The sequence below is a fragment of the Pseudaeromonas pectinilytica genome (genome assembly GCF_054780855.1).
The window spans coordinates 20323-31713 of the sequence record NZ_BAAGVN010000003.1 but is presented as its reverse complement, the minus strand read 5'-3'; the positions used below and the strand labels follow the sequence as shown (position 1 = coordinate 31713).

11 protein-coding genes are annotated in these 11391 nt (G+C 58.2%); 10 read left to right on the top strand and 1 reads right to left on the bottom strand.

Translation table 11 applies throughout. The features are described 5' to 3' along the window. Positions 1-275: 275 nt before the first annotated feature. Positions 276-752, bottom strand: a complete 477-nt coding sequence (locus tag ACYVG7_RS00170) for a zinc ribbon-containing protein (protein WP_460881237.1) — start codon at positions 750-752, stop codon at positions 276-278. Between the two features lie 164 nt (positions 753-916). Here ACYVG7_RS00170 and leuS point away from each other — a divergent pair, with 164 nt between their 5' ends. The 10 genes from leuS to ACYVG7_RS00120 are packed head-to-tail and all read left to right on the top strand — an operon-like array spanning position 917 to position 11288. After that, positions 917-3496, top strand: coding sequence for a leucine--tRNA ligase (leuS, locus tag ACYVG7_RS00165; RefSeq protein ID WP_460881241.1), 2580 nt, complete (start codon positions 917-919; stop codon positions 3494-3496). Positions 3497-3522: 26 nt separating this feature from the next. Next, positions 3523-4011, top strand: a complete 489-nt coding sequence (locus ACYVG7_RS00160; protein ID WP_460881236.1) for an LPS-assembly lipoprotein LptE — start codon at positions 3523-3525, stop codon at positions 4009-4011. Beyond that, on the top strand, positions 4011-5036 hold the full coding sequence (gene holA / locus ACYVG7_RS00155; RefSeq protein WP_460881235.1) for a DNA polymerase III subunit delta: 1026 nt from the start codon (positions 4011-4013) through the stop codon (positions 5034-5036). Before ACYVG7_RS00160 ends, holA begins: the two co-directional genes overlap by 1 nt. Continuing rightward, positions 5033-5680, top strand: coding sequence for a nicotinate-nucleotide adenylyltransferase (gene nadD, locus ACYVG7_RS00150; RefSeq protein ID WP_460881234.1), 648 nt, complete (start codon positions 5033-5035; stop codon positions 5678-5680). Before holA ends, nadD begins: the two co-directional genes overlap by 4 nt. A gap of 56 nt (positions 5681-5736) precedes the next feature. Next, the gene (gene rsfS / locus ACYVG7_RS00145; protein ID WP_460881233.1) at positions 5737-6078 is read left to right on the top strand and encodes a ribosome silencing factor; all 342 of its coding nucleotides are present in this window, start codon (positions 5737-5739) and stop codon (positions 6076-6078) included. Between the two features lie 2 nt (positions 6079-6080). Continuing rightward, positions 6081-6551, top strand: coding sequence for a 23S rRNA (pseudouridine(1915)-N(3))-methyltransferase RlmH (gene rlmH, locus ACYVG7_RS00140; protein ID WP_460881232.1), 471 nt, complete (start codon positions 6081-6083; stop codon positions 6549-6551). A gap of 3 nt (positions 6552-6554) precedes the next feature. After that, positions 6555-8447 carry a penicillin-binding protein 2 gene (gene mrdA, locus ACYVG7_RS00135; protein ID WP_460881231.1) on the top strand — a complete coding sequence of 631 codons (1893 nt, stop codon included), beginning with the start codon at positions 6555-6557 and terminating at the stop codon, positions 8445-8447. Further along, positions 8444-9544 (top strand): rod shape-determining protein RodA, encoded by a 1101-nt coding sequence (rodA, locus tag ACYVG7_RS00130; RefSeq protein ID WP_460881230.1) that lies wholly within the window; start codon positions 8444-8446, stop codon positions 9542-9544. Before mrdA ends, rodA begins: the two co-directional genes overlap by 4 nt. Positions 9545-9559: 15 nt before the next feature. After that, positions 9560-10528 carry a lytic murein transglycosylase B gene (gene mltB / locus ACYVG7_RS00125; protein ID WP_460881229.1) on the top strand — a complete coding sequence of 323 codons (969 nt, stop codon included), beginning with the start codon at positions 9560-9562 and terminating at the stop codon, positions 10526-10528. Then, positions 10518-11288 (top strand): septal ring lytic transglycosylase RlpA family protein, encoded by a 771-nt coding sequence (locus tag ACYVG7_RS00120; protein WP_460881228.1) that lies wholly within the window; start codon positions 10518-10520, stop codon positions 11286-11288. Before mltB ends, ACYVG7_RS00120 begins: the two co-directional genes overlap by 11 nt. The last annotated feature ends 103 nt before the right edge of the window (positions 11289-11391 follow it).

The window sequence follows — 11391 nt, the reverse complement described above, 5'->3', positions numbered from 1 at the left end:
GGGCACCTCTTCATTTTTGCTGTTGGTCTGCACTGACAGCATGGTTCAATGAAACCGTTATGGGGAGGTGTCCATTTCATTAGTACCTACCAGTTCTAGGCATCCAGCTCCGTGCCTATACGATAAGAGCACCGCGATCTAGGCTGACGATTAGAGATTTCGCGCTGCCGCACAAGCCAGCCATCACTCCAGATCATCGGCACCCACCGGGCGCAAAAAAGGCGCCGTTAAGCGCCTTATCGACAGATAGGGTGTTTTAACTCAGCGCACCGCGCTCACGGCGCTAGTGCTTCACGACTGAACGCCTCACCACCGCACTCGATACAGCTGACGATCCGCTCTGGATGCAACACCAACCGACGATGACCACACTGGTTACACACCAAGACGCCCAATGCCATGCGATCGCCCACCCGGTACAGTCCCTTGTGTTGCACTTCATCCAGCACGCTACGCCACTCCACTTGCGTCCGGTCTGTCAGCTCCAGCAACCAACCCCAGATGGATTCTTGGAGTGCCTGATAAAATGCCGAATCCCGATAACCACCGGGCGCCTCCTCGAACTCCCGCAAATCCTCTTTGACGTATTGCGCGATGAGCGCCAGCTCATCCTTGGTCAACGCCTCGGCAGCAGCCAGATAGGACTGGGTACGCTCGATGAGATGGGCAAGCGACACCCCGGGCTCTGCGGCCTGCCATTCTGCCTTCAACCGCGCGATAAAGGCTTCGTAACCTTGCTGTTGTTTCGGCATAGCCTTGCTCCTTGATGAGTGACAGTCCTGGCGGAGCGTCCCACCGGGCGCCGCGCTCCGGACCAGCACTATTGTTGGCGGGGGGGTTTATCAGTATTCTATGACCCTATTCCAACAGGATAGCCTATCCAATTCACACATATCGGATGTCACTGATGTCAGCCATGCAAGAACATTACAACCCCCAGGATCTGGAACCTGCCGTCCAGCAGCACTGGACCAAGAATCTGACTTTCAAAGCCGTGGAAAAGGTCGACAAAGAGAAGTTCTACTGCCTCTCCATGTTCCCCTATCCGTCAGGTCGTCTCCACATGGGGCATGTGCGCAACTACACCATCGGTGATGTGATTTCCCGCTTCCAGCGCCTCAATGGCAAGAATGTGATGCAGCCTATCGGTTGGGATGCTTTCGGACTGCCCGCCGAAAACGCCGCTATCAAGAACAATACCGCTCCCGCCAAGTGGACCTACGAGAACATCGAGTACATGAAGCGCCAGCTGAAGATGCTGGGCCTGGGCTACGACTGGGATCGGGAAGTCGCTACCTGCACCCCAGAATACTACCGCTGGGAGCAGTGGTTCTTCACCGAGCTGTACAACAAGGGACTGGTCTACAAGAAGACCTCCTCGGTCAACTGGTGCCCGAATGACCAGACCGTACTGGCCAATGAACAGGTGCAGGATGGTTGCTGCTGGCGTTGTGATACCCCGGTCGAGCAAAAAGAGATCCCCCAGTGGTTCATCAAGATCACCGCCTACGCCGAAGAGCTGCTGACCGATCTGGACAAACTCGATGGCTGGCCAGAGATGGTCAAGACCATGCAGCGCAACTGGATTGGCCGCTCCGAAGGTCTGACCATGACCTTCGCGGTGGACGGCAGTGACGAACATTTCGACATCTATACCACCCGTCCAGATACCCTGATGGGCGTCACCTATGTCGCCGTGGCCGCCGGTCACCCGTTGGCCAAGCGCGCCGCCGAGCAAAATCCGGCGCTGGCGGATTTTATCGACGAGTGCAAGAACACCAAGGTGGCCGAAGCAGAACTGGCCACCATGGAGAAAAAGGGTATGGCTACCGGCCTGTACGCCCTGCATCCGCTCGATGGTCGTCGCGTGCCCATCATGGTCGCCAACTTCGTGTTGATGGATTACGGCACGGGTGCCGTCATGGCCGTACCAGCCCACGATCAGCGCGATTTCGAGTTTGCCCAGAAATATGACCTCGAGATCCGTGGCGTCATCCGTCCGCTGGATGGCAGCGAGCTGGATATCAGCACCGCGGCCTACACCGACAAGGGCGTGCTGTTTAACTCCGGCGAATTCGACGGTCTGGAATTCCAGGCGGCTTTCGATGCCATCTGCACCAAGCTTGAGGCCCAGGGCAAGGGCAAGCGCACCGTCAACTTCCGCCTGCGAGACTGGGGGGTTTCCCGTCAGCGTTACTGGGGTGCGCCAATCCCGATGCTGACCCTCGAAGATGGCAGCGTCGTCCCAACCCCGCACGACCAACTGCCGGTGATCCTGCCCGAAGATGTGGTGATGGATGGGGTACAGAGTCCGCTCAAGGCTGATGCCGAATGGGCCAAGACCACCTACCAGGGTCAACCAGCATTCCGAGAAACCGACACATTCGACACCTTTATGGAGTCATCCTGGTACTACGCGCGCTACTGCTCCCCCGATTATCAGGACGGCATGCTCGACAGCGAACGCGCCAACCACTGGTTGCCGGTGGATCAGTATATCGGTGGCATCGAACACGCCTGTATGCACCTGCTGTATGCCCGCTTCTTCCACAAGCTGTTGCGTGACTCCGGTATGGTCAAGAGCGATGAGCCCTTCACCCGTCTGTTGTGTCAGGGCATGGTGCTGGCCGACGCCTTCTACTACACCGAACATGGTGCCCGTATCTGGGTCAGCCCGGTGGATGTCAAGGTCGAGCGCGACGAGAAGGGCCGCATCACCAAGGCCGTCGACAACGAAGGTCGCGAAGTGGTGCACGCCGGCATGACCAAGATGTCGAAGTCGAAGAACAACGGCATCGATCCGCAGCTGATGGTGGAGCGTTATGGCGCCGATACCGTGCGCTTGTTCATGATGTTCGCCTCACCGGCGGATCTGACTCTGGAATGGCAGGAATCCGGCGTTGAAGGAGCCCAGCGCTTCTTGCGTCGTCTGTGGAAGGCCGTCGCCGAGCATACCGCTCGCGGTCCGGTTGCACCGCTGGATATCGCCAGCCTGAGCAACGAGCAGAAGACCCTGCGCCGCGAGCTGCACAAGACCATTGCCAAGGTTTCCGACGATATCGGTCGCCGTCAGACCTTCAACACCGCCATCGCGGCCATCATGGAGCTGATGAACCGTCTGGCCAAGGCACCGCAAGAGAGCGACCAGGATCACGCCCTGACCCAGGAAGTGCTGAGCAACGTGGTCTTGATGCTCTACCCCATCACCCCACACATCGGCTTTGGCCTGTGGCAGGCGTTGGGTGGTGCCGGCACCGTTGATGAAGCCCAATGGCCGAGCGCCGATAGCGCCGCGCTGGTCGAAGACGAGAAACTGGTGGTGGTTCAAATCAACGGCAAGGTTCGTGGCAAGATCACTGTGGCCGCCGATGCCACTGAAGAGCAGGTGAAAGCTCAGGCGTTTGCCGATCCGACCGTGATTAAATTCATGGACGGCAAGGAAATCCGCAAGGCCATCTATGTGCCGGGCAAGCTGCTGAACCTGGTTGTGGCGTAATAGTGGCATTACTGAACGAGGTAACGATGAACACAGGCCTGACGCGCTGGTTGCTAGTGCCCTTGCTGGGCCTGTGGCTCACCGCTTGCGGTTTTCATATGCGTGGCGATCTCGATATACCGCCCGAGTATATGAAGCTGCAGTTGAAAGGCGATAACAAGAGCGATCTCTACCGACTGGTCGCTACCCGGATGCAACGCGCGGGCGTGCAGCTGGTTCCTGGTGGCGAGAATATTCCACAGCTGACGCTGGGAGACATTCTGGTCACCAACCAGGTGGTTTCGGTGGACAGCCGCTCCCAGGCCGTGGAGTACAACATGCAGTTCAATACCGAGTATACGATTGCAGTACCCGACCATGAGCCGCAAAAGTTTAATGCCTCCTTCAGCCGCAACTTCCTGAACAAGAGCTCGGAAGCGCTCGCCTCGAGCCGGGAGCAGGAACAACGGACTCGCGAGATGCAGGAGCAGACCGCGGATCTGATCATGATCCAGCTCAGTCGCCTGAAGTATTGATGCGGCTGTATCCCGAACAACTCGACGTACACCTCAAAGCAGGGCTCAAGCCCTGCTATTTAGTGTTTGGCGATGAACCCCTGCAAAAAATCGAGACCGTGGATCGGATCCGCAAGGCCGCCCACGGCCAAGGATTTACCGAACGCTATCGCTTCTGTACCGATGACAATCCGGATTGGGATCAGGTGCAAGACTGCTGTCAGGCGCTGAGCCTGTTCGCCAACCGACAAATTCTCGAACTGGAGCTGGGTGAAAAGCCCCCCAAGGAGTGGGCCGAACGGATCGGGGCTATCACAGCCGCCCTACACCCGGATCTACTGCTGATCCTCCATGGCCCGCGACTCTCGGCCGCCCAGAGTAAGGCCAAGTGGTTCGATAACTTGTCACGCCAGGGCGTCTACGTGCCGATCTCGTTTCCGGATGCCCGTTTTTTCCCGCGCTGGATGCAACAACGAGCCGAACAAAGCGGCGTCAAACTGCAAAAAGAGGCGGTGCAGTTTCTGTGCCACGCCTTCGAGGGCAATTTGCTCGGTGCCGCCCAAGAGCTGGAAAAACTGGCACTGCTCAACCTGCCTCAGCCCCTTGGTTTACTGGCGCTGCAGGAGAATGTCACCCGGCAGAACCATTTCACCCCGTTTCAGCTCATCGATACCCTGCTCGAGGGTAAGGTCAATCGAGCCCAGCGCATGTTGTTGCAACTTCGGGGCGAAGGCGTCGAAGCTGGCATGCTGGTCTGGAGCCTGGCCAAAGAGCTCGAACAACTGCTCAAGTTGCGGCTCGCCATGCAGCAAGGCAAACCATTGGGCCCACTGCTGGAGCAGGCCCGCATCTGGCAGAGCCGGCAGCCGCTGATACAAGGCGCGCTGCAGCGATTGGATTTGCATCAGTTGCAATTGCTGATTGCCGTCACCGCGCAACTGGATCACAGCATTCGCCGCTTCGATCAAGAACAAGCCTGGTTGCTGTTGCAAAGCCTGTGTTTGGGATTCAAGGATCCCAAGGCGCTGGAGTTTTTACTGGCATGAAGCGCGCCATCGGCATCCTAGGGGGCACATTTGACCCGATCCATCTCGGTCACCTGCAACCGGCGCTGGAGGCGATGCAAACCCTGCAACTAGCCTCCCTGCGGCTGATGCCCAATCATATTCCGCCCCATAGACCGCAACCGGTAGCCACTAGCAACCAGCGCTTGGCCATGGTCAAGTTGGCGGCTGAAGATCTAACCAGCGTCACGGTGGATGACCGGGAGCTGCGACGACTCACCCCCTCCTACACCATCGACACCCTGATCGAACTGCGTAGCGAGCTGCCCGATACCCCCTTGTGCTTCTTGATGGGGATGGACTCCCTGCTCGGTTTGCCCAATTGGCACCGCTGGCAGGAGCTGACGGAGTATGCCCATCTGGTGGTGGCAGTCCGTCCCGGCTGGCAGCCCGAGCTGAGTTGCGAATTGGCGGAGTTTGTCGCCACACATCAGATCGACTCGCCCCTTGCCGTGCATCAGCAGCTCGGGGGGCACTTGATATGGTTGCACAACCAGCCGCGCGCCTTGTCCGCTACCGAGTTGCGAACCCGGCTGGCCCAGGGGGACTCACTCGATGGGCTGGTGCCGCAAAAGGTGGCGGATTATATTCGCCAACAGGGGATCTATCGCCCTGCCGTGTTATAATCCGCGGCCATTTTCTATCAATTCAGACCAACCCTTGGTTGGCCGGAGGTTTCTCTTTGCAAGGTCAGGCACTACACGATTTCATCGCGGATAAAATTGACGATTTGAAAGGTCGCGACATCACCATTATCGATGTCCGCGGCAAGTCCAGCATCACCGACTGCATGATCATCTGCAGTGGCAACTCCAATCGCCATGTCTGTTCGATTGCCGACCATGTCGCCGAAGAACTACGTCATTCCGGCATTTCTCTACTCGGCATCGAAGGCCAGGCGCTAGGCGAATGGGTACTGGTCGACGCCGGGGATGTGTTGATCCATGTCATGCAGGATGAAACCCGCGCCCTGTATCAGCTGGAAAAACTGTGGAGTGGTCAGTTTACCGAGGCTGCCGCCTGAGCATGAAGATCCAGCTGATTGCCGTCGGCACTAAGATGCCGGACTGGGTGACGACAGGTTTCAATGAGTACCAGCGCCGCTTTCCCAAGGATATGCCGCTGGAGCTGGTCGAGATCCCGGCAGGTAAACGGGGTAAGAACGCCGACATCGCCCGCATCCTGCATAAGGAGGGCGAATTGACGCTGGCCGCCGCCGGTAAAAATGCCCGGATTGTCACCCTGGATATTCCCGGCAAACCCTGGACCACGGAGCAGTTGGCACAACAGCTGGAAGCCTGGAAACTCGATGGCCGCGATGTCGCCTTGCTGATCGGCGGCCCGGAAGGGCTGGCCCCCGAATGCAAGGCTCTGGCCGAACAGAGCTGGTCGCTGTCGCCGCTGACGTTACCCCATCCGCTGGTGCGGGTGGTGGTGGCGGAAAGCCTGTACCGCGCCTGGAGTATTACCACCAATCACCCTTACCACAGAGAGTGATCCATGCTTCAGCAGCGCATCTCCATCAAGGATAACAACGCCGAGGCGGCCCTGTTTCGTCGCCGCGCCATGGTCGCCATGGCTGGGGTCATGGTCCTGACCTTGATGCTGTTGATGAACCTGTATGTGGTCCAGGTGATTCATCATGATGATTACCAGACCCGCTCCAACGACAACCGCATCAAGGTGGTTCCGGTCGCGCCGCCCCGTGGCTTGATCTTTGATCGCAACGGTGTGCTACTGGCGGAAAACCGCCCGGTCTTCAGCCTGGAAATCATTCCGGAGCAGGTCGATGATCTGCCCAACGTCCTCGATGAGCTGATCGTGCTTCTCAAGTTGGATCCGGAAGAGAAAGAGCGCTTTCTCAAAGAGGTGCAGCGTCATCGCCGCTTCAACCCCATCACGCTGGCCGATCAACTGAGCGAAGAGCAGGTCGCCACCTTTTCGGTGAACCAGCATAAGTATCCCGGGGCCAGCATCGAAGCCTACCTGAAACGCTTTTATCCCTTTGCCGATACCTTCACCCATGCGCTGGGATACGTCGCCCGCATCAATACCACGGATCTGCAAAAGCTGGATGAGCAAGGCAAGTTAGCCAACTACGCCGCCAGCCGCGACATCGGCAAACTGGGCGTCGAAAAATACTACGAAGAGTTGTTGCATGGCCAGGCTGGTTATCAGGAAGTCGAGGTCAATAATCGCGGGCGGGTGATCCGCACCCTCAAGTATCAGCCACCGATCGCCGGCCGGGATATTAACCTGACGCTGGATCTGCAACTGCAGAAGAAAGCTCAAGAGCTGCTGGCCGGGCATCGTGCTGGTATCGTGCTGATGGAGCCGAAGAGCGGCGCCGTGCTGGCGCTGGCCTCCTCGCCGACCTATGACCCGAACCTGTTTGTGCGCGGCATCCGTACCAAGGAGTATGCGGCCCTGCTCAACGATCCATCCCGTCCGTTGATCAACCGGGTGAGCCAGGGCGGTTACGCCCCCGCCTCCACCGTCAAGCCGCTACTGGCGGTGATGGGGTTGAATGAAGGTGCCATCACGCCGTTTAGTCGCTACTTTGGCGGCCCCTTCTTCCAGCTGCCCGGCTCCACCCATAAATTCCGCGACTGGAAGAAGTGGGGACATGGCTGGTTGGATGTCTATCGCGCCATCGAGGTTTCGGCCGATACCTTCTTCTACGATCTGGCCTACCGCACCGGCATTGATACCATCAACCGCTACATGACGGCGTTCGGCTTCGGTAACTACTCCGGCCTGGATATCTACGAAGAGACCATGGGCGTCATGCCGTCTAGGGATTGGAAACGCCTACGCCGCAAGCAAGCCTGGTATCTGGGTGACACCATCTCCATCGGCATCGGCCAAGGCTACTGGACCGCGACCCCGATCCAGTTGGCTCGCGCCCATAGCATACTGACCCAGCATGGCCACAATGTGATCCCTCACCTGTTGAAGTCGATCCGTGAAGGGGATGGCCATCAAGAGCCGTTCCGTGAACCCACCGATCAGGCGCTGAGTGTCAAAGACGATAGTTACTGGAAGGTAGCGATGGAGGGCATGTACCGGGTCATCAACGGCACTGAAGGAACCGGGCGCCGCGCCTTTGCCAATACCCCCTACAAGGCGGCCGGAAAATCCGGGACTGCCCAGGTGGTCGGCCTCAAGCAGGATCAGAAATACGATGCCAAGCGACTGAAAGAGGAGCACCGGGATAACGCCCTGTTCGTCGCCTTCGCCCCCTACGAGGCGCCCAAAGGCGTGGTGTCGCTGATCCTGGAAAACGCCGGTGGTGGTAGTGCCAACGCTGCCCCCGTAGTCCGAGCCATGCTGGATGCTTACCTGATTGGTCCCGAAGCGACACCAACACCCGCCCCTGAGGAACATCCATGAATCAACGACACGGTGTCACATTCTGGCAGCGCTTCCATATCGATCTGCCGCTGTTGTTCGGACTGTTAGCGCTGCTCTGCGTCAGTCTGGTGGTACTCTACTCCGCCTCCGGCATGCATACCGAGATGCTGGGACGCCAACTGCTGCGTACCGGCATGGCGTTCGGACTCATGATCTTCATGGCCCAGTTTCCGCCCGCCTTCTATGCCCGCTGGGCACCGCCGGCCTTCGCGGTCTGTATCGTGTTACTGCTGTGTGTCATGGTATTCGGTCATATCGGCAAAGGCGCCCAGCGCTGGCTGGATCTGGGATTTATCAAGTTCCAGCCCTCCGAATTCCTGAAGATCATCATGCCGATGACCATAGCGGCCTATCTCAGTCGCCATGCCTTGCCCCCGACTTTCAAACAGATCGTCATCGCCCTGCTGCTGGTGTTGGTTCCAACCCTGCAGATTGCCGAACAACCGGATCTGGGGACCGCGATCCTGGTGGCCGTCTCCGGGGTGTTCGTCATCTTCCTGGCGGGAGTTAACTGGTATCTGATCCTGGCGGCCGGCTTAGCCGCGGCCAGTTTCTTGCCCGTGCTCTGGTTCTTTTTGATGCACGACTACCAGCGTCAACGGGTACTGACCTTCCTGGATCCGGAAACCGACCCCTTGGGCACCGGCTATCACATCATCCAGTCGAAGATTGCCATCGGCTCCGGCGGCCTGTTCGGCAAAGGCTGGCTCAATGGCACCCAATCCCAGCTGGAATTTCTGCCCGAGCGACATACCGATTTTATCTTCGCGGTGTTCAGTGAAGAGTTTGGTCTGATTGGCTTCATCCTGTTGATGTGCCTGTATCTGTATGTCATCAGCCGTTGCATGAGCATCAGCCTGCAAGCACAGGGGTCGTTCGAGCGCTTGCTGGGCGGCGCCTTGACGCTGACCTTCTTCTTCTATGTCTTCGTCAATATCGGCATGGTCAGCGGCTTGCTGCCCGTAGTCGGAGTGCCGTTGCCGCTCATCAGTTACGGTGGCACCTCCATGGTGACGCTGGCCGCCGGTTTTGGCATTCTGATGTCCATCCATACCCACCGCCGCCTGCTGGCCTGATCCGGAAATCATCCCATGCACTATCTGCTTGCCCTGCTGCTCAGTTGTTCTGCCTTGGTCGCCTCGGCGGCGGAGATGACCACGGCCGATCAACAACGATTACAGCAGTTGAGTCAGGATCTGCAGATCCCGCTGACTGATCTGCAACAGGCCATCGGTCAGGCACAACTGCGGCAACCCGTCATCGATGCGATTCAGAAACCCTGGGAAGCCAAGCCCTGGTACCAGTACCGGCCGCTGTTCATCACCGAAGCCCGGGTGCGTAACGGGGTGCTGTTCTGGCAGCAGCATGCCGACTGGTTGGCCAAGGCTGAGCAGCAGCTCAAGGTTCCCGCCGAGATAATCGTCGCCATCATAGGGGTCGAGACCCGCTACGGCAGCCAGATGGGGGAACATCCGGTACTGGATGCGCTCTATTCGTTGGGCTTTCACTATCCGGCGCGGGCTCCCTATTTCAGCAAGGAGTTTGCCCAGTACGTCAAACTGGCCAAACAGCAAGACTGGCCACTCCGCAACCCGAAAGGATCCTATGCGGGCGCCATGGGCATGGGGCAATTTATGCCAACCAGTTATCTGCATTTTGCCCGGGATTTCGATGGCGACGGCCACATCGACTTATTCGCCAATCCCGCCGATGCCATCGGCAGTGTCGGCAACTACTTTGCCGAACATGAGTGGCACTGGGGTGAACCGGTTGCGCACCTTGCTCAAGTCGCAGATGCCAGCAAGGTGGCGACCTTGCTGGATGGCAAACTGGAGATCAATCAGAGCTGGCAGCAACTGCAAGCTGCAGGTGTGACCCTGAGCACAACCTTGGCGCCTGCAACTCCGGTGAAATTGCTTAAACTGGATCAGGCCATGGGCACGGAATACTGGGTGCTACGCCATAATTTCTATGTCATCACCCGTTATAACCGTAGCCCCCTGTATGCCATGGCCGTTTACCAACTCAGCGAGAAGATAGCCGCCTATCATGATCAATAATCCGATCCTGCTGCTGTTGCTGTTGATACTGACGTTGACTGCCTGTAGCAGTCCGACGGCCAAGCGTTTACCCGCGCCAGCGCAATCCACCCAGGATCTGGATTTGACCGGCGTGGGTGGCGTAACGCCCAGATTCGAGCCCCCCAGCCGCATCGGCAACAAGGATTACCAGGTCTTCGGCCGCGACTATAAGGTCTGGAACGGGATTGAACATTACCAGGAAGAAGGCACCGCCTCCTGGTATGGACCCGGCTTTCATGGTCTCTACACCTCCAATGGCGAACTCTATAACCAGGAAGATGTCTCGGCCGCACACAAGAACCTGCCGCTGCCTTCCTATCTGAAAGTCACCAATCTGGAGAATGGCAAGGCTATCGTAGTCCGGGTCAATGACCGCGGCCCGTTCCACGGTGACCGCATCCTGGATCTCTCCCGCGGTGCGGCGAACCAACTGGGGATCCTGGGGCCTGGCACGGCCAAAGTTCGGGTCGAACTGGTGAAAGTAACACCACCCGCCAACGCCGCCGAGATCATTGCCCGCCATGAGGCACGGACCATTCAGCTGATGGCGACCAACTCGGCGCTGAAGGCCAAGGATGCGGCCCGTGAACTGACTCAGCGCTTTGGCAAACCCATCCGGGTGGTCAACGCCAACCAGATCTACCGCCTGCATCTGGGTCCTCTGGAGCGCAAAGAGGCCGAGTCCATGTTGCAACGCCTGCGTGGCGCGGGCTACCAGCAAGCCTTCTTTGTGAATTGAACCTTGTGTGAATTGAACCAGGGATCCGATCCGGATCCCGCCAACGACGGTGAAAACTTGACCGTCATCCCCAAGTGGGTCAAAAATACCACCCCTTACCTTG

Coding starts and splice junctions, on each gene's coding strand:
- rodA (WP_460881230.1), top strand. CDS start 8,444: ATGAATCAACGACACGGTGTCACATTCTGGCAGCGCTTCCATATCGAT.
- mrdA (WP_460881231.1), top strand. CDS start 6,555: ATGCTTCAGCAGCGCATCTCCATCAAGGATAACAACGCCGAGGCGGCC.
- nadD (WP_460881234.1), top strand. CDS start 5,033: ATGAAGCGCGCCATCGGCATCCTAGGGGGCACATTTGACCCGATCCAT.
- leuS (WP_460881241.1), top strand. CDS start 917: ATGCAAGAACATTACAACCCCCAGGATCTGGAACCTGCCGTCCAGCAG.
- holA (WP_460881235.1), top strand. CDS start 4,011: ATGCGGCTGTATCCCGAACAACTCGACGTACACCTCAAAGCAGGGCTC.
- ACYVG7_RS00170 (WP_460881237.1), bottom strand. CDS start 752: ATGCCGAAACAACAGCAAGGTTACGAAGCCTTTATCGCGCGGTTGAAG.
- rlmH (WP_460881232.1), top strand. CDS start 6,081: ATGAAGATCCAGCTGATTGCCGTCGGCACTAAGATGCCGGACTGGGTG.
- mltB (WP_460881229.1), top strand. CDS start 9,560: ATGCACTATCTGCTTGCCCTGCTGCTCAGTTGTTCTGCCTTGGTCGCC.
- ACYVG7_RS00160 (WP_460881236.1), top strand. CDS start 3,523: ATGAACACAGGCCTGACGCGCTGGTTGCTAGTGCCCTTGCTGGGCCTG.
- ACYVG7_RS00120 (WP_460881228.1), top strand. CDS start 10,518: ATGATCAATAATCCGATCCTGCTGCTGTTGCTGTTGATACTGACGTTG.